The following is a 26,962-nucleotide window of genomic DNA, read 5'->3' as shown; positions in this document are numbered from 1 at the left end:
CCGTGGTGCGAGCTGGGGCGATGGGCGGTCGGCTCTCCGGGCCGGCCGAGCGGTGTCGGGCGCGCGCATGTCACCCGCCCACGCGATACGAGTCCTCGGCGACGACGTCGCCCGACGAGTTCCGGACGACGACCCGGATCCAGTCCCCGGTCTCCCCGTAGTACTTGCCCTCGAGCCGGGTGCCGTTACCCGCACCGTTCGGGGTGAACGTGTAGGGGTTGGGGAAGTTCGGGGTCGGGGTGATGAGGGACGTCGCGTTCGAGCTGTCGCCGTAGTACCAGGTGACCTCGTAGGGACCGTCGTCGTAGTGCTCGAAGTTGTCGTAGCTGAACTCGAGCCACTTGCAGTCGTCGTTCGACTCCAGGCACGGGGGGTTGCCCGGCTCGCCCCGGGCGTCGTTGTTGCGCTGGACGGTCACGGTACGGGCGGGCGGATCGGGCTCGTCACCCGTGGCGTCGCTGTCCGAGTCCGTCCGCCTGGTGCTCGAGGGATCGTCCCGGACGACGGTGATCGTGGCGTCGTAGGTCGTGTTCCACTCGGCCGCGTTGATCGTCGTGCTCGACTGCGAGAGCGCGTCGATACGGCCCTGACCGGTGATCTCGACGTACGCCTCGCGGATGGGCCGACCGTTGCCGTCCGGCACCGACCACTCGACCTCGACGCGCGCGTCCTGCCCGTACTCGTTGGGCGTCGTCGCATCGACCGTGACCGACGGCTCTCCGAACGGCCCGTACGGGATCGCCGCCGACGAGGCGCCGGACGGCTCGCCGCAGTACGTGTTGCACGCGCGGACGCGGAAGGTGTAGCTGGAGCCGTTGGTCAGGCCGCCGACCGAGTCGCCGCTCAGGGTCTGCCAGCCGCCACCGTTCATCGAGTACTCGTAGCGCTCGATCTCGTCGCCGCGGGGGTCGGCCGCCCCGTAGTCGAGGGTGACCTGCCCGTCCGAGCCGGTCGCGGTGACGCTCGGCGTCCCGGGCGCGGTGGGCTGGATGAACGACCTGACGGTGCCGGATCGCGGGCTCGCCGGCCCCTGGTCCACGTCGTTGGTCGCCGAGACCGCGACCGAGTAGTCGTGGCCCTCGGGCGCGTCCTGCGTGAAGGAGGTGGACTGGGTGGTGAACCGGGAGAACTCCGCGCCGTCCTGGAAGATGACGACCTCGTAGCCGGTGATCGGCGAGCCGTTGGCGTCGGCCGGCGCGAACGAGCCGGTGATCTGGGCGGCGATCGGCGAGTCGACGCGCTGGACGTCCGGCGTGCCCGGAGCCGTCGGCGGACCGGCGGGCACGACGGCCTGCGACCAGGGCGACCACTCGGACGGCTCGTCGGCGCCGTTGTGCGCGCGCACCCGGAACGTGTAGCTCGTGCCGTTGCTCAGCCCGCTCCACGTGTGGCTCGTCCCCGTGGCGGAGACCTGGCCGCCGCCGGTGGACGGCGTGACCTGGACGTCGTACCGCTCGACCGGGGTCCCGCGCGAGACGGGCGTCTCCCACGCGAGCTGGACCTGGCCGTCGCCCCGCTCGGCGGACGGCGCCTCGGGCCGCTCGGGCCGCACGTCGGGGATCGCGGGACCGGACGGGGCGGACGGCTCGGAGTCGCCGACCTCGTTGGTCGCGATGACGGTGAACGTGTACTCCTGGCCGTTCGTCAGACCGCCGATCGTGCAGGTCGTCGTCCCGCACTCCTGCCGGTGCCCCGCGGTGTCCACCGTGTAGCCCGTGATCGGGGAGCCGTTGGCGACCGGCGCCGCCCACGTGAGGACGACCGCGCCGTCCTGCACCTCCTGGACGCGCGGCGGCGTGGGCGTGCCCGGGACGCCGACGACGTTCATCGTGATGCGTGCCTCGGTCTGCCGGGACGGCAGGCCGGTGGCGTCCTCGACCGTCACCCGCACGGTGAGCGGGCCGACGAAGTCCTCCGCAGGCGTGACGGACACGTCGGTCAGCGAGTTGTCGACCTGCGCGATGCCCTGCTCGGCGGCCGCGGAGACGATGGTCAGCGGTTCGCCGTCGTCCTCGTACGGGTTGAACGCGCCCTCGAGGATGTCGACGGTCTCGGTCTCGCCCTGCTCGACCTCGCCGAGGTCGACGTCCGGCACGGACGGGGGCTGCCGGTTCGAGGCGGTCACCTGGACGCGCACGACGCCGGGCACCGGGTCGTTGACGCCGTCCGAGACGGTCATCGGCAGGTCGAGGGTCTGGCCGGGCACGACGTCGACGGCGGCCTCGACGGTGAGCGTGTGGCCGTCGACGCTCGCGGTGAGCCCGTCGGGGACGCCGTCCTCGACCACCTCGAGGCGCAGGGAGGAGAAGTCCTCCGGGTCGTCGATCGCCGAGCGCAGGTTGACCGAGCCGGGCTCCTCGCCGGGGACGACCTCGACCTCGCCGCCGCGGAAGGTCGGCGCGATGTTGACGCCGTCGGGCACCACCGTGATGGGCAGGGTGAGCCGCGAGCTGAGCCCCTCCTGCGCGGTCTCCCCGTCGGTGACCTCGAACGTGATCGACGCCGGCCCGTAGTAGTCGGGGGCGGACGTGAACTGCAGGGTGGTCGCGTCGACCACCGGGCTCGAGCCGTCCGAGCTCGTCGCCGACACCTGGGTCTCGTCGGTCAGGCGGATGTCGCGGCCGGACGGGGCGACCACGTAGTCGTCGAGGTCGATCTCGATGCGCTCGCCCGAGTGCACCTCGATCGGGTCGACGTCGGTGCGCAGCACCGGGCCCGTGTCCTCCGAGCCGGGCACGTCGATGAACGCGAAGCCCTCGATGCCGTCGGGGTCGGTGACCTGGTAGGTGACGACCTGACGGGTCGGCAGCACGGGGACCTGCACGTCGTTGCCGGCCACGCGGGCGCCCTCGGGCGGGTCGACGAGGGAGACGGTCAGGGCGTCCGCCGTCCCGTCGGGGTCCTCGTCGTTGGCGAGGACGGGCACGGTGACGATGTCGTGCCCGATGATGTCGGCCGGCGCCACGAGGTCGTCGCGCGCGAGCGGGGGCAGCAGCGGGGCGTCCGGCGTGATGTCGACCGTCGCGACGGCGGAGTCGAGCCCGCCGCGCCGGTCGGAGACCCGGTACACCAGCGAGAACGCCGCGGGCTCGGTCGGGGTGCTCACGCGGATGCGCTGCTGCTCGGTGGGCTCGGGGGCGAGCTCCGGCAGGTCGTCGAACGGTCCGCCGTCCGGGTCGTCGGCGAGGTAGAGCGGGTCGCCGTCGGGGTCGGTGTCGTTCGAGAGCACGTCGACGTCGACGGTCCTGCCCGGGCGCACCTGGACGGAGTCCTCCTGGGCCTGCGGGCGCGAGTTCGACAGGGGCGGGGGCACGACGGCGACACGCACCTGCGCCTGCGCCACCGCCCCGAGCCGGTCCCGCACCGAGTAGGTGAACGTGTCGGTGCCCGAGGACTGGCCGTACGCCTCGTAGTCGAGGTATCCGGCGCCGACCTCGACCACGCGGCCGAGCTGCGGTGCGGTGCCGGCACCGAGCAGCTGGACCGAGTCGCCGTCCGGGTCGATGCCGTACATCGGCACCTGGATGCGGATGCGCTCGCCGCCGAACGCGCGGGTCTCGATGGGCTCGGGCAGCGGCGCGGCGTTGGACTCCGAGGCGGCCTGGACGCGCACGGTGATGAGCGCGGAGGCGGAGTTCCCGTTCTCGTCGGTCACCGAGTAGACGGCGTTGACGCTCTGCGGGGTCTCGGGCGCCCGGAAGCGCACGACCTGGCCGGACGTGAAGAAGTGGCCGCTGTCGGGGTCGGGCTCCTCCGACAGCTCGGCGTCGAGCGTGTACTCCAGGCCCTGGGGATGGGAGTCGTTCTGGAGCACGGGGATCGTCACGTAGTCCCCGGCGCGCACGTCGACGACGTCGGGCTCCGCCACCGGCGGCTGCGGCTCGAGGTCGGACATGATCGGCAGGACGACGACCTCGCCGGTCGCCGTCCCGGTGCCGTTGGAGACGGTGTAGGTGAGGCGCTGCGGGCCGGCGGTCGTCTGCGTCGAGGTGATGCGCAGCATCCGGTGCTCAAGGACGGAGACGACGAGCGGGGAGTCCTGAGGGACCTCGATCTGCTGGACCGCGAGCAGGCCGCCCGCCGGATCCTCGTCGTTGGCGAGGACGTCGACGAGGACGGACCCGCCGGCGGGCAGGAGCGCGGTGTCGCGCACGGCGACCGGCGGCGCCTCGGTGTCGGGGGCGACGACGTCGACCCGGACGAGCCCGGTCGTGTCCTGGCCGCCGGAGTCGGCGACCACGTACTCGAGGTAGTTCGTGCCCTCGGTCAGTCCGGTGAGGTGGACCTGACCGGTGTCGTAGTCCGGGCGGACGTCCGCGATGTCGGACGGGGTGACGGAGCCGAGGCGGAGCGGCTCACCCTCGGGGTCGACGTCGTTGGCGAGGACCTCGACCATCGCCTCCTCCCCCACGCTGAGGGAGATGAAGTCGTTGACGGCCCGCGGCGGGAGGTTCTCGGCGTCGTGCACCTCGACCGGGACGACGACCTCGGTGACGTCCGTGCCGTCCGAGACGCGCACCGTCACCTCCTTGACGCCGGAGCTCGTGCCGGTGTCGACGAAGGTGAGGCGGCCGTCGGGGGTGAAGTGCACGACGTCGTCGGATTCGGTGGAGGCGCCGGCGAGGAGCATCTCGTCGCCCTCGGGGTCCACCATCGAGCCGAGCACGTCGATCTCGCCGGTGCCGCCGAGGGCGAGGTCCATCCGGGGGTCGCGGTCCTCGCGCACCTGGGGCGGGCTGTTCTCGGTGTCCGGGACGACCCGCAGCGTGATCGTGCCCTCGGCCTCGCCGTTCTCCCGGCCGTCGGTGATCGTGTAGGGCACCGAGACCTGCCCGGACGCCGTCTCCGGGACCGCGACCTGGAGCGCGCGCCCGCCCATGATCGAGGACAGCACCCCGGTCTCCTCGGGGATCTCGCCGAACTCGGAGACGGTGAGCAGGTCGCCGTCGGGGTCGGTGTCGTTCGCGAGGACCTCGAGGACGGTGACGGAGCCGGGGCGTACGCCGAGGGCGTCGCCGACGGCGGTCGGCGGCCGGTTCTCCTCCTCGCGGTCGAGCGGCTGGTCCTCGAGGCGGTCGTCGGTCGAGTCCGTCTCCTCCTCGGAGTCGCCCTCCGGCGGGGTCGTGTCGTCCCAGTTGTCCACGAGCATCATGTCCTCCTGCGGGAGGTACACGGTGCCGGTGAGGGTGTCGTTGAGGACCACGAGGTCGTGGTTCGTCCGCAGGCGCAGCTCGTGCTCGGAGCCCTGGAGCGGGACCTGGGCGTCGACCGCCTCGGAGTCGCCGCACTGGACGAGGTAGGAGCCCTCGGCGCCCGCCCAGGCGCCGTGGACGCAGCCGGCCACGACGATCGGCTCGGCCGGGGCGCCGATCATCTCGGAGCGGATGATCGTGGGCTCGTCGCCGTCCATCGGGACGAGCACGAGGGCGTCCCGGGTCGCGAGCGCCACGGTGCCACCGGCGTCGGAGGGCTGCTGGAGCGCGACGTCGGTGAGGTCGAGGTCGTAGCCGGTGAGGTCGAGGGGCTCGCGGTCGCCGCGCAGGACGAGCAGCTGCTCGTCCTCCTCGGTTACGACGGCGCCGACGGGGGTCGGGCCGACCGAGGTGAGGCCGACGTACTCCGCGCCGCCGAGGACGTCCGCGCCGACCCCGAGGTCGGTCGTGGCGAGAGCCTCGGTGGTCTCCTCCTCGGCCTCGGTGGTGGGCTCGGGGGCCTCCTCCGACCCGCCGCTCGCCGCCTCGCTGCCGGACTCCGCGGGCGGGGTGCCGCCGGCCGGCTCGCTGCCCGCGGGGATCGTCACCACGGAGCCGTCCTCGACGGACAGCCCGTGGACGGCGCCGTCCCTTCCGACGGCGAGGCGGCCGTCGGCCCCGATGTGCGCGTTCGGCGCCGCCTCGGCGTCGCCGAGGACGCCGACCTGGTCGACGGGGACCGAGCGCAGCGCGCCGGAGCCGGGCTCGAGCATGCCGACGGTGTCCCCGCCGAGGCCCAGCTCGGCCGAGCGCGGGATGGTCACTGCACCGGTGCCGGTCGAGACGGTCGCCGGGTCGAGGGTCTGGAGCAGGGCGGCGCCGTGGTCGACCACGAGGACCGTGCTGCCCTCCTGGAGGACGTCGACGTCCGCCGACGCGGCGGTCACCGAGCCGTCGAGCTCCTGGACGGGGTAGTTCACGCGGCCGACGAGCAGCTCGTCGGAGTTCGTCACCCACACGCCGCCGTCGTGGAGCTCGATGTCCGCGACCGGCTCACCGTCGTAGGCCAGCGCCGCGACGACGATGCCCGTCGACGCGACCGCGAGGGCCGCTCCGGCCGCCACCGACCGGCGACGACGGCGTCCGCGCTCGGCGCGGCGGGCGTTGGCGTCGTCCGCGGCGGCGGCGACCCCCGAGGAGCCGGCGGCCTTGCGGGCCTGCTCCTTCCGGGCCTGCTCCTTCCGGGCGCGGGACCGCTCCGCGACCGGGCGACTGGCAGGGCCGCCGTCGGTGTCGGCGGGCATCGTGGCGCCGGGCTCGGGCGTGCCGGACCCGGGTGTGGCTGGTCCGGGAGTGGCTGCTCCGGGTGTGGCTGGTCCGGTCGTGCCGGGCCCGGTCGCACCGGACGCCGCGCCCGTGCGCGACGCCGCATCCGTGCCACCGGGTGCGCCGGTCGACCCGTCCGCAGGTCGACGACGCCACCACGCCATGCCGCTGCCTCCCCTGGTTCCACCTGACGACCGGGCGCCGGCGGGCGCCGCAGGGTCCTGGCGAACCTTATCGCCGAGCGGCGGGCGTCATCGTCGCGTTCGTGGGCCGCCCCGGTGAACCTGCCCACCTCGATCCGACCGCATGAGTCCGCCGGGACAACGGCGGGTGAACACCAGGTGCTCGCGCTGGATGCGCGGCCGCCGGATCGCTGTCGGCGCCCCACCGTCGGACCCCGCTGAGGTCCGTGGCGTCGGCACCGCACGCCTCGCCGGCCCACGCGAGCGCGGACCGACGTCGGTGCTACTCGACGTTCGCGTCGGCGTCCTGCGGGGCGTCGAGCAGCTCGAGCTCGTCGCTCGTGACGAGCCGGGAGGCGACGGCGTGCTCGACGAGGCGCGCACGACGGTTGACGGCGAGCTTGCCCTGGCCGCCGCGCAGGCCGCGCACGCCGTAGCGGGCGAGCTTGTCGCACACGTTGTCGAGCTTGCGGTTGAAGCGGGTGAGCGTCCACCCGAGCCGGTTGGCGGCCTCGGCGGACGTGGGGATCGACGTCGTCGACCCGCGTCCGGACAGGACCGGCTCCGCGAGGGCGAGGACGAGAAGACGCTGCGAGGGCGTGAGCGAGACGGGGCCGATCGTCGTCTCCCCCACCTCCATCTCGTCCTCGGGACGGGTGGGGAAGTACGCCGGGTCGTCGTTGGCGATGAGGACCTCGTACGTGGTCGGCCCCGCCGTGAACATCAGCGTCGTCCGTGCGTACACGAGCGGGAGCCGGGCGCCCGGGGACAGCCACGCCTGGGTGTTGCCGTCCGGGTCGGCGACGGTCGCCGTCAGCCGCGTGCCGACGTTCGAGACCCACCACAGGCCGCCCGACTGGGCGACCGTGAGGAACCTGCGGTGCAGGTAGGGGTTGTCGTCGAGCTCGAGGGGCCCCTCACGCCCGATGACGAACGGTTCCTCGTCGTCGACCGGGAACCAGTCGCCGCAGAACTCCACCTGGATACCCATGGGTCATGCCTCCTCGTCGACGCACGTCGTCGCCGGCTCGTTCGACGTCCGGCCGTTCGTGAGCCGGATCTTCACCTCGATGCACACCTCGCCCGACTCCTCCACCGACGCTACGGGCTCGTCGGCCGAGGTGAGCGGGGTCTCTCCGTCCGTACGTTGCCACACGTAGCTGACGTCCTGCCCGTCGAGCTCGGTGGGCGCCGCCCACGTGAACTCGACCGTGGACCCGTCGCGCGTCCCGACCAGGTCGACCGGGCTGGGGACGAGGTCCGGGACGTCGATGGTCGTGTCCTGGTTCGAGTCCGCCGACACCTGACCGTCACCGCTGCTCGACGAGTCGCCGGTCAGGGTGCCGAACGCCCAGATGAGGGCGACGACCACCGCCATCACGCACACGACGGCCGTGACGACGACGCCGGAGCCCATGCGCCGCCGAGCACCGGCGCCCTGCTGCGGTGCGGGGCCGGACGACGGCGCACCGACGGCAGAGCCCGCGCTCGGCGGGCTGCCCGCGCCGGGATATGGAGCGCCGGCCGCGTGCTGGCTCCCCTGGGCACCCTGTCCGCCGAGGTGCATGGGCTGCGTGTGAAGTCCGCCCGACGCACCGGCATGATTCGGTGACGAGGCCACGGCAGGTCGGCCGACGCCGGCCTGGACGCCGTTGCCCTGCGACGCGACCGCGCGGATGGAGTTGACCCTCGTCGGCTCGGGCTGCCCGGCGGGCGCCGGCGCGTTCGCGCCGCCCGGGTGGGGGCGGGACCGGACGGGCTGAGCGCCGGTCGGACCGTCGGCGCGGGCGGCCGGGCTCGGCGGCGGCGCGGCCTTCAGCTCGTCGGACGTGATCTCCGGCCCGGAACCGGCGTGGCGGCCCGTCCCGGGCGCGCGGCGCGATCCCGAGCGGGACGAGCCCGACGACGAGCTGCCGGAGTCGGCCGACGAGCCTGACGACCCGGACGAACCCGCTGCCCCGTCGCCGCGACGCGCGCCGTCCCTGTTCTCCAGGGCCGCCTTGGGCGCCTTGCGACGGTCCTGCGGGTCGGGTGCCAGCCAAGAGGTGTCCGGCATCTCGATCTCGGTCATCGGCAGGCGCATCTCCTGCTCGACCATCTGGAGGGCCCGGCCGAGGTCGGCGGCGCTCTTGTAGCGCTGGGAGGGCTGCTTGGCCATCGCCTTGTCGAGGACGCGCTGGAGGGAGTCCGGCAGATCCTCGCGCTCGATGCGCGGCACCGGGTCGCGCCGGATCCGGGTGGTGTAGTCGAGGCGCGTGTTCGGGCCGCCGGGTCGGGTGAACGGCGACCTTCCGACCAGCAGCGTGAAGATCGTGGCGCCGAGCGAGTAGACGTCGCCCTCGATGCCGGTGACCTGGCCGTCGATCGCCTCCGGCGGTGCCCACGGGATCGACAGCCCCGCGGTCTCGGCGAGCTTGTTCGACAGCAGGCCGGCGATGCCGAAGTCCGTCAGCGCGGGGCGCCCGTACTCGGTCGTCAGCACGTTGGCCGGCTTGATGTCGCGGTGGACGATGCCGGCCCGGTGCGCGGTCTCGAGCGCGCCGGAGAGCCGCACACCGATGCCGACGGACTCGGCCACGCCGAGAGGGCGCCGGCGCGTGCGCTCCGCGAGGTTCGGCAGCGGGCAGTACTGCATGACGAGGAAGGGACGCCCGTCCGGCGACGTGCCGGCGTGGTAGATCGAGACGATCGAGGAGTGCGAGGACAGCTGGGCCATGAGGTTGGCCTCGGCCGTGAACTGCTCGCGGGACTGGCCCTCGGCCGCCTCCTCGGTCATCACCTTGACGGCGACGTTCCGCTTGGGCAGGTGCTGGCTGTACAGGAAGACGTCGGCGAAGCCGCCCGAGCCCAGGAGACGAACGTGCTCGTACCCGTGGAGCTCGGGAGGCTCTCCCGCCGGACGCTTCTGGCTCACTGCTCGGGCACCTGCCCGGCGACGTCGACGTGGAAGCCGGCGTCGGTGCCGAGCTCGACGTACGCGCCCGGGGGCACGGGCACGCCGGTGCGCGGGTGCAGACGGAAGGCCGGCTGGTCGGGCAGCACGATGACGGTGCCGTTGGTGGAGTCCATGTCCGTCACGACGACCGTGTCACCGGCGGGGCGCACCTCGACGTGGGTGGCCGAGACGTCCCGCTCGGGGCTGCGGACCTGGACGATGCGCGGGGCGTCGTCGCCGCTGAAGCGGGTGGCGTCCGGCGCGCGACCGAGGAGGACCGGCCGGTCCACCGCGACCGTGGTGCCGTCGGGCAGCACGAGGACGAGGCCCTCCGCGTAGTCGCCGACGGAGACCATGCTCGTGGCGCCGTCGTGGTCCGGGCCCGCCGGGTCGGCGTGCCCGTCCTGGTCGGCCGCGGCGGCACCGTGCCCCTGCTGGTCGTACCCGGGAGCACCGTCTCCGTCGCCGCCCTGGTCGCCGTAGCCCTGGTCGCCGTACCCGCCGTCGCCCTGGCCCTGCTCGCCGTAGCCGGCGTCGCCCGGGCCCTGGTCGCCGTAGCCGTGGTCGCCGTACCCGGCGTCGTCCTGGCCATGGTCGCCGTACCCGCCGTCGCCCTGGTCCTGGTCGCCGTACCCGGCGTCGCCGTGGCCCTGGTCGCCGTAGCCACCGTCGCCGTCGCCGTGGTCGCCATAGCCGTGTCCGCCGTCCGCCCGGTCCTGCCCGTACGGGTTCTCGGACTGGCCGCCGGCGGCACCGGCGGCTGCGACCGCCCCTGCCGCGCCGAAGCCCGCGGCGGCGTACGCGGCCTGGTCGTTCGCCTCGGTGTCGACGGCGTGCGCCTCCACCGGCTGCTCCTCGACGGGCGGGACCTCGTCGCCGCGGCCCTCGGCAGCGGCCTCGTCGAAGATCTGCGTGTGCTCGGCGTCGTCGTGCGCGCCGGCCACGTGCCCCTCCTGCTCGTCACCGGAGCCGGGCGCCCCACCCGCGTCGTCCGCGCCGGGCTGACGGTCGCCGTCCTGCGACCACGTCGGGACGTTGTCGATGAGTCCGTCGTCCTCGGCATCCTCGACGCCGGAACCACCGACACCTGAACCCTCGACACCAGACCCGTCGACGCCGGAACCCTCGCCGTCCGGGCCCTCTCCGACGAACCCGTCGGCCTCCTCGGGCTCGGCCGTGAGCGCGACCTGGTCCTCGGCCGCGAGCGCCTCGGCCAGCTCGGCGTCGTCCGGACGACCGGGCTCGTCGGTGTGGGCGTCGTCGTCATCGCTCTGCTCGAGCGCTGCGCCGGAGTGGTACGGGTCGGCGAAGCCCTCGCCCTCGACCTGCTCGGCCTCCGGAGCATCCGGGGCGCCGGATCCGGGCGCGCCTTGCTCCTCCGACGCCTGGAACGCGTCCTCGCCACCGAGCGTCGCGGCGCCCTCCTCGACGGCGCCGGGGGCCGCCTCGTCGGCCGCCTCGCCCGGGATCGCGTCAGAACCGTCGACCGCGGGGCTTCCGCCCTCGGCGAGGGGGTCGCCCTCGCCGGGCACCTCCTCCGCGACCGGTGCGCCGGGCGCCGCGTCGGGCGCTGCGGCGAGCGCTGCCTCGTCCGCAGCCTGTCCGTCGGCAGCCTGCCCGTCGGCGGGAGCGTGCTCGGGCGCGTCCCCAGCCATCGCCTCCTCGTCGACGAGGTGCTCGCCCTCGGCGGCGGCCTCCGCCTCGGCATCGGGCGCGCCGTCCGCCGAACCCTCCGCGTGCGGAGCTGAATCGCCGGCGAAGTCGGCGTCGGTGATGCCCGCGAACGGGTCGTCACCCTGGTCGGCGGCGTCGTCGCCGGCTCCCGCCAGTGCCGCACCGGCCACGCCGGCGCCCGCGAGACCCGCACCCGCGACCCCGGCGGCCGCGAGGGCCGCGCCGGATCCGTCACCCTCGGTCGCGCCCGGGTCGTCGCCGTCCGTCGAACCGGCTACGTCCGTCGAACCGGATACGTCCGTCGAGCCTTCGCCATCACCGGCACCGGCACCGGCACCGGCACCCTCCGCGTCCTCGCCTGCGACCGTGAGTCCGGCGTGCTCCTCCCCAGCAGGGGCCCGCGAGACGACGCTCGCGGCGAGCACGATCCCGGTGGTGACGGGGAGCGCCTCGGCGGCACCGTCGGCCTCGGGGGCCGAGATCTCGAAGTCGGAGGCCCCGGCGACGAGCTCCTCGTACCAGGTCGAGTAGCCGCGTCCGGTCACGGTCCGGCTGCCGGCGCGAACGGTGAGGTCGCCGCGCACGAGGACGAACAGGCCGTCGTCGCGCGCCTCGACGAGCGCGAACGGCGGCAGCGACGTGATGCCCCGGGCCGCGAGGACCTCGATCCAGCGGCTCAACCGCTCGCCGTCGCGGTCGTTGTCCCACAGCCGGCGCGCGTCGTCGGTCCCGAGCGAGGGGTCCAGCAGCGCGACGGCACTCTCGCCGACGACGGCGATCCAGCGTCCAGAGGTGTACTCGTGCATGTCAGCTCTCCGCGGTAGTCGGGGTCGGTGCCAGCGGCGTCGCCGGGACGGGGGTCGGGGTCGAGAGGGGTGCGTCGGGGCTCGGCGCCGTCGTGGCGAAGGTTCGCTCGGGTCGGGCAGCGACCTCGGCGTCGGACTCGGGCGGGACGACCTCGGCGCGCCCGTGCCCGCTGCCGGTCGCGGTCGTGCCGACCGCGTCCTCGTTGTCGACGTCGACGACGACGGCGGTGATGTTGTCCCGCGCGCCCCCGTCCGCGACCGCGCGCTCGATGAGCTCCTCGGCCGCGGCGGTGGGGTGCATGCGGGTCCGGAGCACGTCGGCGATCTCGTCCTCGCCGAGCTCGCCGAAGAGCCCGTCCGTGCACACGAGCAGGCGGTCGTCGGCGCCCACGTGGAGCATCCAGTAGTCGACCTCGACGTCGAGCCCGGTGCCGACGGCGCGCGTGATGACGTTCCGGCGGGGGTGAGTCCGGGCCTCCGCCGGGGCGAGCTCGCCGGCGTCGACAAGCTCCTGGACGAGGCTGTGGTCGACCGAGACCTGCTCGAGGCGGTCGCGCGAGAAGCGGTAGACGCGGGAGTCCCCGACGTTGAGGACGAGCCAGTACGGCTCGCCGTCGGAGTGGGTGAGGACGACCCCGGCGACGGTGGTGCCGGCCATCGCGTCAGCGAGATCGGGCCCGAGCCCGCCCTGACGGGCCTCCTCCTCCATCGTCTGCCGGATCTGCTCGGCACCCGCCCGGACCGCGTCGGTGACGTCGGCAGGAGTGATGGGCCCTTCCTGGTCGGCGAGCGCCCCGAACGCGGCGACGACGGTGCGCGAGGCCATCTCACCGCGCGCGTGACCCCCCATGCCGTCGGCGACGACGAACACCGGGTGGCGCGCGAACGCCGCGTCCTCGTTCATCTTGCGCCGGCCGCCCGCGTCGGAGGCGGAACCCCATTGCACCTGCATGCTCACCTCTCTCGGGCCTCTCGCGGAGACCAACCTACCGGCCCGCACGCAGCCCGCCTGCGCACGGACGGGGTGGAGTGCCCATCCGGACGACCGCGCGCGGGACCGAGCGGCCCGTACCCGGCCACGGTTGTCACAGTCCTCGACGTTGGTCGAACATCACGAAGTGATGGTCGTGGCAGGATCGGCGCATGAACGCCCCACCCGCCCCGATGAAGGACCGCCGGCAGCGCCTGGCGACGATGGCGGAGCTGGTGCTCGAGGCCGGCACCCTGTCGGTCGAGGACGTGGCCGCCCAGTTCGGCGTCTCGACGATGACGGTCTACCGCGACCTCGCCGAGCTCGAGCGCGGCGGCATCGTCACCCGCACGCGCGGCACGGTCACGGCGCGCGCGACGTCGATGTCGGAGGCGTCCGCCGAGTTCCGCAGCACCCTCAACACGGCGACGAAGCGCCGCCTGGCCGCCCGCGCGGTCGAGGAGGTCCACGCCGGGTCGACGATCATGATCGACGACTCGACGACCCTGCTGTCCATGGTGCCGCTGCTCGACGACCGCGGGCCGGTCACGATCGTCACGCACTCGCAGGCCGTGGCGCGCGAGGCAGCGGCGCTGCGGTCGGTGCGGCTGTTCGTCACCGGTGGCCGCTACCGGCCCGAGCTCGACTCCCTCTACGGCTCGACGACGCTCGCCACCTTGCGCTCCGTGCGCGCCGACATCTGCTTCATGTCGACGACGGCCCTCGCGGGCGGAGAGCTCTTCCACCCGCTCGAGGAGAACGCCGACGTCAAGCGGGCGATGCTCGCGTCCTCGACGCGATCGATCCTCGTGACGGACGCGTCGAAGTTCCAGCACGCGGCCACGCACCGGGTCGCGTCGGTCGCCGACTTCGACCTCGTCGTCGTCGACTCCGCGGCGCCCGCCGACGAGCTGGCGATCATGCGCGAGCACGGCGTCGAGGTCGCCCAGGTCGACACCGCGGACTGAGCCGCACACATCTCCCGCACGACGACGGGCCGCCGGCCGGTCGTTCCCGACCCGACCGGCGGCCCGCAGCCCTGGTCAGGGGTGGACGGAGACCTTGATGCCCTCTCCCCCGGCGGAGAACTCGATCGCCTCGACGGCGTCCTCGAGGGCGTACTCGTGGGTGACGAGCGAGGCGACGTCGATCGCACCCGAGGCGATGAGCCCGAGCGCACGCTCGTGGTCGACCCGGCGCGAGTTCGACGCCCCGGTGACCGTCAGCTCGTTGTAGTGCACGAGATTCGGGTCCACCTCGGCGGAGACGCCCTTGGGGAAGCCCGCGAACGCGTTGACCCGGCCGCGCTTGCGCACCACGGTCAGCGCCTGCGCGAACAGGGCGGGGATGCCGATGGCGACGACCGCCACGTCCGCCCCGAGGCCGTCCGTCAGCGACAGGACGTGCTCGCGCAGGTCGGTCGAGGTCGGGTCGACCACGTCGGTCGCCCCGAGGCGGGACGCGACCTCGCGGCGGCTCTCCGACGGGTCGGACACGACGACCCGACCGGCACCGGCGAGGCGGGCGACCTGGGTGTGGAGCAGGCCGATGGGCCCGGCGCCCAGGACGACGACGGTCTCCCCGGGCGCGATCCCGTAGGACTCCGCGGCGCCGAGGACGCAGCCGAGCGGCTCGGCGAGCGCGATCGACGAGTACGTGACCTCGGGCGGCGCCACGAACACGCCGCCGCGCGAGATCGCCTCGGCCGGGACCGCGACGTACTCGGCGAGCCCGCCATTGAGCGCGTACCCGAAGATCGCGGAGTCGCTGCACAGGTTCTCCCGGCCGAGCCGGCAGTACGCGCAACGCCCGCACGGCACGGTCGGGTTGATCCCGATGCGGTCGCCCTCGGCGAACCCCTCGACGCCCGCCCCGAGCTCGACGACCTCGCCGGCGATCTCGTGGCCGAGGACGACACCGACGTCGATGCCCGCGGACTTCTCGCCGCGGATGATCCGCACGTCGGTCCCGCACACGGTGTTGGCGCCCGTGCGCAGGAGGAGTCCGCCCTCGGGCGCGCCCGGCGTCGGGACGTCGGCGAGCTCGACGACCCCCGGACCACCGAAGACGACGGCCCTCATCGGGACTCGCCGGCCCGGTGCGTGATCGCGCCGAGGGTGCTCAGGCGCTCCTCGAGGTCGCCGGCCTGCCACACGTTGCGGCCGAAGATGAGGCCGCGCGCACCGGACGCGATGGCGCCGGCGGCGGCGGCCGCGACGGCGTCGTCGTCGCCCGGGGCGCCGCCCAGGGTGAGGACCGGGACGTTGCCGACCTCCTCGATGATCGTGCGCTGCGCCTCGACGTCGCCGACGTACTCGGTCTTGATGGCGTCGGCGCCGAGCTCGGCGGCGATGCGGCAGACCTGGCGCAGGCCCTCGGGGTCCTTCTGGTCCTCGTTGCGCAGGCCCCACAGGGTGCCCTCGACGATGACCGGGAGGCCGACGGCGTGCGCGCGGTCGATCGTCTCGGCGACGTTGGCGATGTTGTCGTAGAACATGCCGTCCGACTTCGGGCGGGCGATGAGGTACATGCACAGGGCGTCGGCGCCGAGCGCGATCGCGTCGGCGGGGTCGACGAGCGGCCGGTAGCCCTCGCCCTGCTCCTCCTTCATCGCCGGGTCGAGCGTGGTCCAGTCGGCGCGCAGGATCGCGGCCGGCGCGCCGCGGTGGGCGAACACGTGCGAGGCCTGGGCGAGCATGCCCTTGTTGAGCAGGATGCCGTCGGCCCCGCCGGCGGCGATGCGCTCGAGCAGCGCGACCGGGTTGCCGAGGCCGCCGGGGATCTTCAGCGACTGGCCGTGGTCGAACGCGACAGTGAACGAACGGTTGGTGTCCTTGTCGAACATGCGGCCGAGACGGATGTCGATGCCACTCATGCGGGCTCCTTCGATCGGGGTGGTGGTGGTGCTGGTGATGGCGGTCGTGCGGTTGGTGCTCGCCGAGATTGCGGTTCGTGCTCGTCGAGATTGCGGTTCGTGCTCGTCGAGATTGCGGTTCGTCAGGATGGGGCAGCGGGAATCGTCGAGCGCGCCGTTCGCCGTCGGGCATGGGGTTCGCCGTCGGGCATGGGGTTCGTCGTCGGGCACGGGGTTCGCCGTCGGGCACGGACCCGAAGGCGCGCCCGACCCGTCTCAGTACTCCTCGTTGACGGCGGGGTCCTTGCCGAGCGCGACGGCGGGCATCGCGTCGATGCGCTCGACCTCCTTGTCGGACAGCTCGATGCCGGGCGCGGCGAGGTTGGCGCGCTGACGCCCCTCGTCGGCGGACTTCGCGACGGCGCCGACGCCCTTGCGGACGGTCCAGGCCAGGGCGATCTCGACGGCGCTCACGCCGTGGTCCGCAGCGATGGCGTCCAGCGTGCCGTCGTCCATGATCCCCTTGCCGCGCCCGGCCACACCCCATCCCTGGGTGACGATGCCGTGCTCGGCGTCGAAGGCGCGGATCTCGTCCTGCGGCCACCCGGGGTGGAGCTCGACCTGGTTGACCTCGGGGTACTCGCCGAACCTCGCGTGGATCGACTCGAGGTGCTCGGGGAGGAAGTTCGACACCGCGATCGCGCGGATGAGGCCCTCCGCCCGCAGCTCCATCAGCACCTCGTAGGACTCGAGGTAGCGGCCGAGCATCGGCAGCGGCCAGTGGATGTAGTACAGGTCGAGGTAGTCGGTGTCGAGGCTGCGCAGCGAGGTGAGGAACGAGCGGCGCACCTGGCGCGCCTCCTGGTCACCGCCCCGGAGCTTCGAGACGAGGAGCAGCTCCTCGCGGGGCACGCCGGACTCGCGCACGCCCCGGCCGACGTCGACCTCGTTGTGGTAGCGCTGCGCGGTGTCGATCAGCCGGTAGCCGGTCCGGATGCCCTGGGCGACGGCGGTCCGGCCGACGTCGCCGTCCATCTGCCAGGTCCCGAGGGCGACGTGCGGGATCTCGATCCCGGAGCTGGTGACGAAGCGGGGCAGGTCGCGCCGGTGTGCGGCGCCTGACGACTCGGGCACGTGGGTCACCTCTTCGTGTGGCGGGTCCGCCGGTGCGGCGGCGATGACATGAAGCCTACCGGAAGGCTAACATCAGGCTCTGTTGTTTCCACATCTTCGGGTGTTGCGTCATCGGGTGTCCGTGTTCGCTCGGCACCGATGGCGGCGTACGCTCGGAGGCCCGTGGTCGGGCCACGGCGACGTCGCCCGGCAGGTCCAGCACGCTCAAGGGAGAGACACGATGACTGCATCCACCCGCCCCGACGGCCCGTTCGTCATGGGGATCGACTTCGGCACCGAGAGCTGCCGGGTCGCGATCTTCAATCTCGTCGGCGACCCGGTCGCCTTCGCCGCCACGCCCTACCCGACGACGCACCCCCGACCGGGCTGGGCCGAGCAGTCCGAGGACGACTGGTGGTCGGCGATCGCCACCTCCAGCCACCAGGCGCTCGAGAAGGCCGGGCTCACCGGCGCCGACATCGCGGGCATCAGCTACGACGCGACGACGATGACCGTCGTCGCGATGGACGACTCCGGCAAGGCGATGCGGCCGGCGATCATGTGGATGGACGTGCGCGCCGTCGAGCAGGCCGAGCGGGCCTCGACGTCGGACTCGAAGGCACGCCGGTACAACGGCGGCGGCACGATGCCCGCGACGGCGGAGTGGTTCCCCTTCAAGACGGCCTGGCTCAAGGAGCACGAGCCGGAGACCTTCAACAACGCCAAGTACCTCGTCGACGCCCCGGACTGGATCACGTACAAGCTGACCGGCGAGTGGACGATCAACATCAACTCGGCGTCGGCGCGCATGTACTACGACCGTGACAACGGCGGCTGGCCGGTCGACTTCTACGAGCACATCGGCGTGGCGGACGTGCTGGACAAGATCCCGGGCACGGTCAACGACCTGGGTGTCGCCGTCGGGGGGCTGACCTCGGCCGCGGCGCAGCACCTCGGGCTCCGCGAGGGCACGCCGGTGGCGCAGGGCTGCGCGGACGCGTTCGCCGGTCAGATCGGGCTCGGCGTCGTCGCGCCCGGCAAGATGGCGCTCATCACCGGGTCGTCGCACGTGTTCATCGGCCAGACCGACCAGCCGATCTCCGGCGAGGGCTTCTTCGGCGGCTACACCGACTCGGTCATGCCGGGCCAGTACACGGTCGAGGGCGGGCAGGTCTCCACCGGCTCGGTCGTCAAGTGGTACCGCGACAACTTCGCCAAGCACCTCGTGGACGAGGCCGAGGCGGCCGGCCGCACCGCGTACTCGCTCATGGACGAGCGCGCGGCGCAGATCCCGCTCGGCTCCGAGGGGCTCATCGTCAACGAGTACTTCCAGGGCAACCGCACGCCCTACACCGACGGGCGCGCCCGCGGCATCCTCTGGGGCCTCTCCCTGCACCACGGCCCGGCGCACTTCTACCGCGCGATCCTCGAGGGCGTCTGCTTCGGCACCGAGCACATCGCGCGCACGATGCGGGCGGCCGGCCACAAGGTCGACGAGATCGTCTCGTGCGGCGGCGCCACGAACAGCCAGTTCTGGATGCAGATGCACGCCGACGTCACCGGCACCCCGATCACGCTGACGAAGGTGCCCGACGCCGTCGCCCTGGGCTCGTGCATCCTCGCCGCCGCGGGAGCCGGACTGCACGACGACATCACGTCCGCCTCGAACGCGATGGTCCACACGGCCGACACGATCGAGCCGGACATGCAGGCGCACGAGGAGTACCAGTTCTACCTGGACAGCTACATCGACACCTACCCGCGCATGCAGGAGCCGATCCACAAGATGGTCGACCACATCGGCTGACGCGCGAGGGCCGGGGCCGGCCGGTCACGAGCCGGTCGGCCCCGGTTCGTCGAGGGTGCGGTTCAGCGCGACGGCCCGTCGTCGAGAGTGCGGCTGGGAGCGGGGCTCCCAACCGCAGTCTCGACGACGACGAACCGCAATCTCGACGTGCACCAACCGCAATCTCGACGAGAGGTGGCAGATCCTCAGAAGCCGAGGCGGCCCAGCTGGCGCGGGTCACGCTGCCAGTCCTTGGCCACGCGGACGTGCAGGTCGAGGTAGACCTTCCGGCCCAGGCGCTCCTCGATGCCGGCGCGCGCCCGGCTGCCGACGTCGCGCAGGCGGGACCCGCCCCTCCCGATGACGATGGCCTTCTGGGAGTCACGCTCGACGACGACGGACACGTGCACCGCGAGCACCGGCGGCCGCGCATCCCCCTCGGCGCGCTCACGCTCGACCATCTCGTCGACGACGACGGCGATCGAGTGCGGCAGCTCGTCGCGCACGCCCTCGAGCGCGGCCTCGCGGACGAGCTCGGCGATCGTCGTCTCGACCGCCTCGTCGCCGGTGGCCCCCTTCGGGTAGAGCGGCGGGGACAGCGGCATCCGGGCGAGCAGGAGGTCGGCGAGGAGGTCGACCTGGTCACCGGCGACCGAGCTGACCGGCACGATCTCGGCGAAGTCGGCCAGCGCCCCCACCTCGAGCAGCTTCTCGGCGAGCGCACCCCGCCCCACGGCGTCGGTCTTCGTCACGACCGCGACGAGGTCGCCGCGCATCCCCTCGACCTCGGCGAGCAGGTGCCGGTCGCCGGGCCCGATCTTCTCGTCGGCGGGCAGGCACAGGGCGATGACGTCGACGCCGGTCAGCGTCTCCCGGACGACGTCGTTGAGCCGCTCCCCGAGCAGGGTCCGCGGCCGGTGCATGCCGGGGGTGTCGACGAGGACGATCTGGCCGTCGGGGCGGTGGACGATTCCACGGACGGCCCGGCGCGTCGTCTGGGGGCGGTCGGACGTGATCGCGACCTTCTCCCCCACGAGCGCGTTGGTCAGCGTCGACTTGCCGGTGTTGGGCCGCCCGACGAGCGCGACGAACCCGGCGCGGTGGTCGTCCGGCCAGTCCTCGTCGACCAGGTGGCCGAGGTCGAGCCCGGCGAGCGCGTTGGTGTCCTCGCCCAGCTCGGAGCCGGACCCGGGCTCCCCCGGGAACACGACGTCGGTCATCGCTCCTCCTCCACGTCTGGCTCGCTCCGGCGGGCGAGGATCGTCGACACGCGGCGGCGCCGGCCCTCCACCCGCTCGGCCTCCAGGTGCACGCCGTCGACGTCGACCGCGGCGCCCGCGAGCGGCACCTTGCCGAGCGCCTTGGCGAGCAGGCCGCCGGCGGTGTCGACGTCGTCGTCGTCGAGCTCGAGGTCGAAGAGCTCGCCCAGGTCGCTCACGGGCGTGCGCGCAGGGACACGCCAGCGGCCGTCGCCGAGGTCCTCGACCACGGTCTCGGCGCGGTCGTGCTCGTCGACCATCTCGCCCACGAGCTCCTCGAGCAGGTCCTCGATCGTCACGAGTCCGGCGACGCCGCCGTACTCGTCGACCGCCACGGCGATGTGCACGGACTGGAGCTGCATCTCGCGCAGCATGTCGTCCACGAGCTTGGTCTCAGGAACGAAGAACGGCTCACGCATGACGTCGGCGCAGACCACGTGCTCGGTGTCCATGCGGCGGTGCACCCGGCGCATGACGTCCTTGAGGTAGAGGACGCCGCGCAGGTCGTCGAGGGACTCGCCGTGGACGGGCACGCGCGAGAACCCGGAGCGGGTGAAGAGGTTGAGCGCCTTCGACAGCGGCTGCTCGGCCTCGATGGACACCATGTCCGTGCGCGGGACCATGACCTCGCGGACATAGGTGCGGCCGAGCTGGAACACGGACTCGAGGAGCTCACGGTCCCTGTCCTCGAGCCGTTCCGACTCGCTCATCCGGTCGACGAGCTGCTGCAGCTCGTCGGCGGACTCCTGCGCGATGTCCTCCTCGGAGCGCTGACGGGCGGGTGCGACCGCCCGGCCGAGCCGCCCGAACGCGCCGGCCACCGCCGTCACGCCCGCGGCGAGCAGGGAGAGGCGGGCGAGCACGTTGCCCGGCTGACGCTGGCCGAGCCGCCGCGGGCCGATCCCGGCCACGACGACGACGAGCACCAGGCACGCCCCGACCGCCCCGAGCGCGACCAGCCACCAGGGCTCGAGCAGTGCCGCGGCCGCGACGGTCAGCAGGACGGCCGTCGTCATCTCGACGAGGACGCGGACGAACATGAGGCCCGCGAGCCCGGTCTCCCGATGCTCGACCAGGCGCGCGACGCGGGTCGCGGCCGGGTGGTCGGCGTGCTCGAGCTCGGTCACGCTCGAGCGGCTGATGCGGGCCAGGGCCGACTCCGCGGCCGAGAAGAGGGCGGCGACCACGAGGAGCAGCACCGCGACGACGAGGAGCACGACCACGGGTGTGCCCGGGACGATGGTGGTCACCGGCGCGACGGCCGCGGACGGCGCGACGCCGGACCACGACGGTGCGATGCCGGACCACGACGGCGCGACGCCGGACCACGACGGTGCGACACCCGACCAGGACGGCGCGACGCCGGACCAGATGGGCGCGACGCCGGACGAGGTCGCTACGCCCGCCAGGGCGCCGCCGGTATGAAGAGGAGTCATGGCCGGCGGGTCACCGCCCGGCCAGGAAGGTGAGCAGGAGCCGACGCTGGAGGTCGAACATCTCCTTCTCCTCCTCGGGCTCGGCGTGGTCGTACCCGAGCAGGTGGAGGATGCCGTGGACCGTGAGCAGGCCGAGCTCCTCGGCGGTCGAGTGGCCGGCGGTGCGGGCCTGCGCGGCCGCCACGCTCGGGCACAGGACGATGTCGCCGAGGGTCCCCTCGACGGGCGGTTCGCCGTCGGCCCCCGGGCGCAGCTCGTCCATCGGGAAGGACAGGACGTCCGTGGGACCGGGCTCGTCCATCCACCGCACGTGGAGGTCGGTCATCACGTCCTCGTCGACGAGCATGATCGAGAGCTCGGCCTGCGGGTGGACCCGCATCTCCTCGAGGACGTACCGGGCCAGGGCCGCCAGCTCCTCGACGTCCGCGCCGCTGCCGGACTCGTCGTTGACCTCGATGCTCACTGCTCGGCTCCTGATCGACGTGCGGGTCGGGTGTGGGTGCTCGTACCTGAGCTGCCGGTCGTGCCCGTGCGACCTCGGCGGGCGGCGGTGCGCCGTTCGCGCTCGACGTCGGCCTCGCCCTGGGCGTCCCAGCGCTCGTAGGCGTCGATGATGTCGCCGACCAGGCGGTGCCGCACGACATCGCGCGAGGTGAGGTGGCACATCGCGATGTCGTCGACCCCGGACAGGATCTCCTGGACCACCCGCAGGCCGGAGCGCGTCCCGGTCGGCAGGTCGACCTGGGAGACGTCGCCGGTGACGACGATCTTCGACCCGAACCCGAGGCGGGTGAGGAACATCTTGATCTGCTCGGGGGTCGTGTTCTGCGCCTCGTCGAGGACGATGAACGCGTCGTTGAGCGTGCGGCCGCGCATGTAGGCGAGCGGCGCGACCTCGATGGTGCCGGCAGCCATGAGTCCGGGCATGGAGTTGGGCTCGAGCATGTCGTGCAGCGCGTCGTACAGCGGCCGCAGGTACGGGTCGATCTTGTCGGTCAGCGTGCCCGGGAGGTAGCCGAGCCGCTCCCCGGCCTCGACCGCCGGTCGCGTGAGGATGATCCGGGTGACCTCCTTGCGCTGCAGCGCGAGGACGGCCTTCGCCATCGCCAGGTAGGTCTTGCCGGTGCCCGCGGGCCCGATGCCGAACGTGATGGTGTGGGCGTCGATCGCGTCGACGTACGTCTTCTGCCCCAGCGTCTTCGGCCGGATCGTGCGGCCGCGCGAGGAGAGGATGTCGGCGGTGAGGACGTCCGCGGGGCGGGTGTCCCCGGACGTGAGGATCGCCGTGGCGCGGTCGACGGCGTCTGCCGTCAGCGGCTGACCGGCCACCGCGATGTCGACGAGCTCGGCGAGGAGCCGCTCGGCCAGCGAGACGTCCCCCTCCGGGCCGGACAGCGTGACGACGTTGCCGCGCACGTGGATCGCGACGCTCGGGAAGCCTCGCTCGACGGCGCGCAGCACCTCGTCGTTCGCGCCGAGGAGGAGCATCGGCGGCAGGTGGTCGGGGATCGTCAGGTGGCGGGTGTCGTCGCCCTGCGCGGGGCTGCCGGTGGCGCTCGTACGGTTCATGGGTCGGGGACGGTGCCCTCGAGACTCCTGGGGGTATGCGGGTGCTGTCCGGGACATGGTAGCGAGACGGGCGTTCACGGGCGTCCGGGCCGTGGGCCGGGCCCCACGGTCACGAACCACGGCGTCCGACGACGACCATCGCCCCCGGCGGCCCCGTTCACCGGCGCCGCGGCCGTTCGCCACGGGCGTCGACGAACGACCCGGCCGACGGGTCGAGGACCCCGTTCACCAGCGCCCCAGCCGCACGCCGAGGGCCGCGATCGCTGCGGGCCCGGCGCTCGAGGTCCGCAGCACGTGCGGACCGAGCCGGACGAGTCGTGCCCCGGCCGCGACGAGGCGGTCGGTCTCGTCGTCGGAGATGCCGCCCTCCGGCCCGACGACGCACCACACCGCCGCTGCGCCTGCGAGTCCCTGCGGGGCCGGCTCGCGCGGGATCCGAGCGGGCACGTCGTGCGTCTGCGGGGCCGGCTCGCGCGGGATCCGATCGGGCACAACGTGAGTCTGCGGGGCCGGCTCGCGCGGGGTCGCGGTGGGCGCGCCCTCCCCCGGCGGGGCCACCCCTGCGCCTCGCTCCCCCTTCCCCAGCAGCGCGGCGAGGCGCTCGGTCGCCGACTCGTGCAGGACGAGGACGACGGCGCCGTCGGCGGACGCGCGGGAGACGGCGGCCGCGAGGGACGAGGTCGTGACGACGTCGTCGACGGCGGGGACGAAGGCCCTCCGGGACTGCTTGGCCGCCCCCTCGGCCACGGACGCCCAGCGCGCGCGGCCCTTCGCGGCCTTGGCGTCCCAGCGGGACACGCACCGGTCGGCCTGCCAGGGCACGACCCGGTCGACGCCGAGCTCGGTGGCCGACTCGACCGCCTGCTCGTCCCGTCCGCCCTTGGCGAGGGCCTGGACGAGGACGAGCTGCGGCGTCGGGGCCGGCTCGTCGAGGACGGCGGTGACCGACACGGCGAGCCGGTCCTTCGCGACGGCCGCGACGGTGCCGGTCACGCGGCGGCCGGCGCCGTCGACGAGGTCGACCTCCTCGCCGGTCCTCAGGCGTCGCACGGTCGCGGCGTGGTGCGCCTCGGGTCCGCCGAGGTGGACCTCGGCACCGACCGCCGCCGACGCGAGCTCGGCGGGGTCCGCGAGGAAGACAGGACGTGTCACCGGATCACCGCACCACGGCAGGGACGGCCCCCGCGAGGAGATCTCCGGGCCGCGCCGTCGGAGGCGGGTCGCAGGCAGACGTCACGTCGGCAGCCATGGCGTGTCCGGTGGGTGGCGTCGGGTCCGTCAGCGGCCGACGAAGCGCTCGCGCAGCCGCGAGAACATCGAGCTGTCGGCGCTGGTGAGCCGTGCCTCGGGACGCTCCTCGCCGCGCATCGACGCGAGGGTGCCGAGCAGCTCGCGCTGCTCGTCGTCGAGCTTGGTCGGGACGGTGACCTCGACGTCGACGTGCAGGTCGCCGCGCCGTCCGCGGGCGCGCAGCCGGCCCACGCCCAGCCCCTCGAGCGTGATGCGCTCGCCGGGCTGGGTGCCGGCCTCGACGTCGATGTCCCGCGGGCCGTCGAGCGTCTCGATCGAGGCGACCGTACCGAGCGCCGCGGCGGTCATCGGGATGGTCAGCGTGCACAGGAGGTCGTCGCCGTGGCGCTGGAACACCGGGTGCGGGCGCTCGCGGATCTCGACGAAGAGGTCGCCGGGAGGGCCGCCGGCGGGGCCGACCTCGCCCTGGGCCTGGAGACGCAGCTGGGTGCCGGTGCTGACGCCCGCCGGGACCTCGACCGCGATCGTTCGGCGCGAGCGGACGCGGCCCTCGCCGGAGCACTCCTGGCAGGGCTCAGGAATGACGGTGCCGTGGCCGGAGCAGGCGGGGCACACCGACGTGGCCATCATCTGGCCGAGGAACGAACGCGTGACGCGCTGGACCGAGCCCTGGCCGCCGCACGTGGTGCAGGTCGCGGGCGAGGTGCCGGGGCGGCAGCAGGTGCCGTTGCAGGTGCCGCAGACGATCGCGGTCTGGACGGGGATCTCCTCGGTCGAGCCGAAGACGGCGTCGACGAGGTCGATGTCGAGCATGATCTGGGAGTCGCGGCCACGACGGGCACGCGGCACGGGGCCGCGCATCCCGCCACCCGCGGCACCGCCGAAGAACTGGGAGAAGATGTCGGCGAAGTCGCCGAACCCGGCGGCCCCCGCCCCGCCTGCGCCACCGCCGCGCAGGGCGTCCTCGCCGCCGGCGTCGTAGAGCCGCCGCTTGTCCTCGTCGCGGAGCACGTCGTAGGCGCGCTGGACGTCCTTGAACTGGTCGCCCGCCTCGGGCCCGGCGACGTCGGGGTGCAGCTGGCGGGCGCGCTTGCGGTACGCGCGCTTGATCTCGTCGGGGCTCGCGTCACGGCTCACGCCGAGGATCGAGTAGAAGTCGCTCACAGGTCGCAATCTGTCTGGGTGTCGGTTCTGGTCGGTGCTGGTTCGGGATGTCGATGCCGGTTCAGGAGATCGGTGCCGGGTCGGGGGCTCGGTGCTGGTCGGGGTCTCGGCGCGGGGGTTCGTCGTCGGGCGGGGTGGTCGCCGTCGGGCGTGGGGTTCGTCGTCGGGCGGGAGTGACTCTCGCCGGCGGCCGACCGCGCGCTGCTACGAGTGGTGCCTACCCTCCGAGGAAGCGGGAGAGGTACCTGGCGACGGCGCGGACCGCCGCCATGGTGCCGGGATAGTCCATGCGCGTGGGGCCGAGCACGCCGACCCGCGCGACGACCTCGCCCGACGCACCGTACGCCCCCGCGACGATGGACGCCTCGGACAGCGAGTCGTGGTGGTTCTCGGAGCCGATCCGGACCGTGATCCGGTCGGCCTCCATCTCGGCGAACAGGCGCAGCAGGACGACCTGCTCCTCGAGTGCCTCGAGCACCGGGCCGATCGTGCGGCTGAAGTCGGTGCCGGCGCGGGCGAGGTTGGCGGTGCCGCCGAGGACGATCCGTTCCTCGGAGTCGGCGGCGAGGACGCGGGTGAGCTCGGAGGCGACGACGTCGAGCAGCGGGCGCCGGCTCGGCTCGAGGCGGTCCGCGAGGTCGACGAGGGCGGGGCCGATGCTCGGGGCGGGCAGGCCGGCGCACACGAGGTTGAGGCGGGCACCGAGCTCGGCGATGTCGACCGGGTCCGACTCCGGCGGCACCTCGACGGTGCGCTGCTCGACGCGACCGGCCGACGTGATGATGACGATGAGCAGGCGGCGACCGTCGAGCGGGACGAGCTCGAGGTGGCGCAGCGAGGTGCGGCTGAGCGAGGGGTACTGGACGACGGCCACGTTGTTGGTCAGCTGCGCGAGCAGGCGGACGGTGCGCTCGACGACGTCGTCCAGGTCGACCGAGCGGCCGAGCAGCGTCTCGATCGCGGCGCGCTCGGCGCCCGAGAGCGGCTTGAGGGTGGCGATCTCGTCGACGAAGGCCCGGTACCCCTTCTCCGTGGGCACGCGCCCGGCGGAGGTGTGGGGCTGGGCGATGTGCCCGGACTCCTCGAGGGCGGCCATGTCGTTGCGGATCGTGGCCGGCGAGACGTCGAGGTGGTGGCGCTCGACGAGGGCGCGGGAGGCGACGGGCTCGGACGTGCGGACGAAGTCGCTGACGATGGCCTGGAGCACGCGCAGGCGGCGATCCTCGGTCGACATGGCACCTCCTTCGTCGTCGTGCGTCGTTCGTCGCGTGTCGTGCGTCGCCGTCGTTCGCGGCGGGCCGGGTGCCGGGGCCCGTCGACGGCCGCGCGCTCCTCGACCGCCGCCGGCCGACGATCGGTCGATCCGTCGGCCTGGCTGTCGAGGGAGCACCCGGCGCCTCGAGGTAGCACTCGGCACTCCTGAGTGCCAATCGTACGACGCCCCG

17 protein-coding genes are annotated in these 26,962 nt (G+C 73.4%); 2 read left to right on the top strand and 15 right to left on the bottom strand.

Going from position 1 to position 26,962, the window contains the following annotated elements; translation table 11 throughout:
• Nucleotides 1-70: 70 nt before the first annotated feature.
• The 5 genes from AC24FB_RS13450 to AC24FB_RS13430 form a co-directional block, all read right to left on the bottom strand.
• The gene (locus AC24FB_RS13450) at nt 71-6,496 is read right to left on the bottom strand and encodes an Ig-like domain-containing protein (protein WP_425715115.1); all 6,426 of its coding nucleotides are present in this window, start codon (nt 6,494-6,496) and stop codon (nt 71-73) included.
• 487 nt (nt 6,497-6,983) lie between these two features.
• Nucleotides 6,984-7,691 carry a hypothetical protein gene (locus AC24FB_RS13445; RefSeq protein ID WP_425715116.1) on the bottom strand — a complete coding sequence of 236 codons (708 nt, stop codon included), beginning with the start codon at nt 7,689-7,691 and terminating at the stop codon, nt 6,984-6,986.
• A gap of 3 nt (nt 7,692-7,694) precedes the next feature.
• Entirely contained in the window at nt 7,695-9,614 is a 1,920-nt protein-coding gene (locus AC24FB_RS13440; protein WP_425715117.1) for a serine/threonine-protein kinase, read from the bottom strand.
• Nucleotides 9,611-12,115 (bottom strand): FHA domain-containing protein, encoded by a 2,505-nt coding sequence (locus AC24FB_RS13435; RefSeq protein ID WP_425715118.1) that lies wholly within the window; start codon nt 12,113-12,115, stop codon nt 9,611-9,613. Before AC24FB_RS13435 ends, AC24FB_RS13440 begins: the two co-directional genes overlap by 4 nt.
• Before the next feature lies 1 nt (nt 12,116).
• A complete protein-coding gene (locus AC24FB_RS13430) occupies nt 12,117-13,067 on the bottom strand; it encodes a PP2C family protein-serine/threonine phosphatase (RefSeq protein ID WP_425715119.1) in 951 nt (316 codons plus the stop codon).
• Between the two features lie 191 nt (nt 13,068-13,258).
• On the opposite strand from AC24FB_RS13430, the gene AC24FB_RS13425 reads away from it, so the two are divergent.
• The gene (locus AC24FB_RS13425) at nt 13,259-14,053 is read left to right on the top strand and encodes a DeoR/GlpR family DNA-binding transcription regulator (protein WP_425715120.1); all 795 of its coding nucleotides are present in this window, start codon (nt 13,259-13,261) and stop codon (nt 14,051-14,053) included.
• Nucleotides 14,054-14,128: 75 nt separating this feature from the next.
• Here the strand turns inward: AC24FB_RS13425 and AC24FB_RS13420 are convergent, their stop codons facing one another.
• The 3 genes from AC24FB_RS13420 to AC24FB_RS13410 form a co-directional block, all read right to left on the bottom strand.
• Nucleotides 14,129-15,166, bottom strand: a complete 1,038-nt coding sequence (locus tag AC24FB_RS13420) for a zinc-binding dehydrogenase (protein WP_425715121.1) — start codon at nt 15,164-15,166, stop codon at nt 14,129-14,131.
• Nucleotides 15,163-15,960: a class I fructose-bisphosphate aldolase gene (locus tag AC24FB_RS13415; RefSeq protein ID WP_425715122.1), complete on the bottom strand. Its 798-nt coding sequence runs from the start codon at nt 15,958-15,960 to the stop codon at nt 15,163-15,165. The genes AC24FB_RS13420 and AC24FB_RS13415 overlap by 4 nt, the downstream gene beginning before the upstream one ends.
• 255 nt (nt 15,961-16,215) lie before the next feature.
• Entirely contained in the window at nt 16,216-17,073 is an 858-nt protein-coding gene (locus tag AC24FB_RS13410; protein ID WP_425715123.1) for an aldo/keto reductase, read from the bottom strand.
• Nucleotides 17,074-17,293: 220 nt separating this feature from the next.
• Here AC24FB_RS13410 and AC24FB_RS13405 point away from each other — a divergent pair, with 220 nt between their 5' ends.
• The gene (locus tag AC24FB_RS13405) at nt 17,294-18,859 is read left to right on the top strand and encodes an FGGY-family carbohydrate kinase (protein WP_425715124.1); all 1,566 of its coding nucleotides are present in this window, start codon (nt 17,294-17,296) and stop codon (nt 18,857-18,859) included.
• A 185-nt stretch (nt 18,860-19,044) separates the two neighbouring features.
• Here AC24FB_RS13405 and era read toward each other — a convergent pair whose 3' ends face one another.
• The 7 genes from era to hrcA all read right to left on the bottom strand — a co-directional run bounded on the left by era (nt 19,045) and on the right by hrcA (nt 26,751).
• Complete coding sequence (gene era, locus AC24FB_RS13400) at nt 19,045-20,058, bottom strand: GTPase Era (RefSeq protein ID WP_425715125.1); 1,014 nt, start codon at nt 20,056-20,058, stop codon at nt 19,045-19,047.
• The gene (locus tag AC24FB_RS13395; protein WP_425715126.1) at nt 20,055-21,533 is read right to left on the bottom strand and encodes a hemolysin family protein; all 1,479 of its coding nucleotides are present in this window, start codon (nt 21,531-21,533) and stop codon (nt 20,055-20,057) included. Before AC24FB_RS13395 ends, era begins: the two co-directional genes overlap by 4 nt.
• Nucleotides 21,534-21,543: 10 nt before the next feature.
• On the bottom strand, nt 21,544-21,996 hold the full coding sequence (gene ybeY, locus AC24FB_RS13390) for an rRNA maturation RNase YbeY (RefSeq protein WP_425715128.1): 453 nt from the start codon (nt 21,994-21,996) through the stop codon (nt 21,544-21,546).
• A complete protein-coding gene (locus AC24FB_RS13385) occupies nt 21,993-23,102 on the bottom strand; it encodes a PhoH family protein (RefSeq protein WP_425715129.1) in 1,110 nt (369 codons plus the stop codon). Before AC24FB_RS13385 ends, ybeY begins: the two co-directional genes overlap by 4 nt.
• 225 nt (nt 23,103-23,327) lie before the next feature.
• A complete protein-coding gene (locus AC24FB_RS13380) occupies nt 23,328-24,254 on the bottom strand; it encodes a 16S rRNA (uracil(1498)-N(3))-methyltransferase (protein ID WP_425715130.1) in 927 nt (308 codons plus the stop codon).
• 126 nt (nt 24,255-24,380) lie between these two features.
• Nucleotides 24,381-25,517 carry a molecular chaperone DnaJ gene (gene dnaJ, locus AC24FB_RS13375; RefSeq protein WP_425715132.1) on the bottom strand — a complete coding sequence of 379 codons (1,137 nt, stop codon included), beginning with the start codon at nt 25,515-25,517 and terminating at the stop codon, nt 24,381-24,383.
• A gap of 217 nt (nt 25,518-25,734) precedes the next feature.
• Nucleotides 25,735-26,751 (bottom strand): heat-inducible transcriptional repressor HrcA, encoded by a 1,017-nt coding sequence (gene hrcA / locus AC24FB_RS13370; protein WP_425715134.1) that lies wholly within the window; start codon nt 26,749-26,751, stop codon nt 25,735-25,737.
• Between the last annotated feature and the right edge of the window lie 211 nt (nt 26,752-26,962).

The sequence above is a fragment of the Georgenia sp. Z1344 genome (assembly GCF_057652375.1).
The sequence above is the reverse complement of the archived record's forward strand: the minus strand, read 5'-3'. Positions and strand labels throughout refer to the sequence as shown.